The sequence below is a fragment of the Psychrobacter pasteurii genome (assembly GCF_900162815.1).
Taxonomy (GTDB): Bacteria; Pseudomonadota; Gammaproteobacteria; order Pseudomonadales; family Moraxellaceae; genus Psychrobacter; species Psychrobacter pasteurii.
In genome coordinates this window covers 1-1,113 of sequence record NZ_FUGD01000008.1, presented here as the reverse complement: position 1 = coordinate 1,113, position 1,113 = coordinate 1, and the positions used below count along the sequence as shown (strand labels likewise).

The 1,113-nt window shown below is 40.0% G+C and carries 1 protein-coding gene; it reads right to left on the bottom strand.

Features of this window, described 5'->3' with window-relative positions:
* The coding region (locus tag A1232T_RS00050; protein ID WP_077447465.1) for an RNA-guided endonuclease InsQ/TnpB family protein at positions 1 to 1,110 on the bottom strand (1,110 nt) is incomplete at its 3' end.
* Between the last annotated feature and the right edge of the window lie 3 nt (positions 1,111 to 1,113).

The window sequence follows — 1,113 nt, the reverse complement described above, 5'->3', positions numbered from 1 at the left end:
ACATTCAAAACAGGCTTGGCTGGTGTATTTTGGATCAACTCTGATTAGTATCCCTCCTTGCCATTTCTGTTTATACTCCAGCATATCAACCATCATACCCCAGCCCTGATCTAAGATTGACTTATTCAACCCTGACTTAGCTTTGACGTTACGCCCTTTGTTGTCTAGCGTACCGCTTGCTGATTTCGACATATTGGCTACTTTTAAATCTTCTACAACAATCATAGCGTGGCTTTTGCTGAGAGTTGTGGTGACTTTATGCAAGTAGTCATGGCGAATATTGGCAATGTGCTGGTGAAGTTTTTGTATCTTGCGGTTTTGTTTTTTCCAGTTTTGACTAAATTTTACTTTCCTAGCGAGATTACGTTGTAGTTTTGCAAGCTTGATCTGATTAGCTTTAAAGCTATTTTTAGGCTTGATGTACTCACCGTTTGAAGTAGAGATTAATTTTGAGATACCCAAATCTATGCCCAATGCGCTTGTAGAGGGGTGTTTTGGACTTTCGGCCAACTCCTTCTCAACGCCAATCGATACGTACCAGCAGCCTGATTTGTTACTAATAGTGATGTTTTTAATGGTGCCGATAATCTCTCGGGATTTTCTAAATTTCACAAAGCCAACACCATTAGGTAGTTTGACTCGATTGCCGTCAATACGGCAATATTTGTCAAACTGAACCAGTCTGATTGAGTCACGCCCATCGGACTTATGCTTAAAGCGTGGCATAAGTGGACGTAGTTCAATCTCAGTGCCGTCGTTCAACTTAAATAACTTTGGTTTACGCGGTTTTCTTTTATTCTCTTTAAACCTGGCATGCGCTTTAGGATCAAAAAAACGCGACCAAGCTGACGCAAGATCACGTACTTTTTGTTGTAACGCTACGGCATTAGCGTGGGTTTTTAAGAAAGCAAAGTCAGGATTATTCTTTAAATCCATGATTTTATTAACAAGATTAGTGGCGTTGATATGCTCGTTTTTAGCAAACATCTCAAACGATATTGCCAGCATTTGATTCCAAACAAAGCGTGCGCAGCCCACAAGATTATTTAAAATAACCTCTTGCTCCGCATTAGGCTCAAGCCTATATTTGTACGCCTTGTTAATCTTCATAAA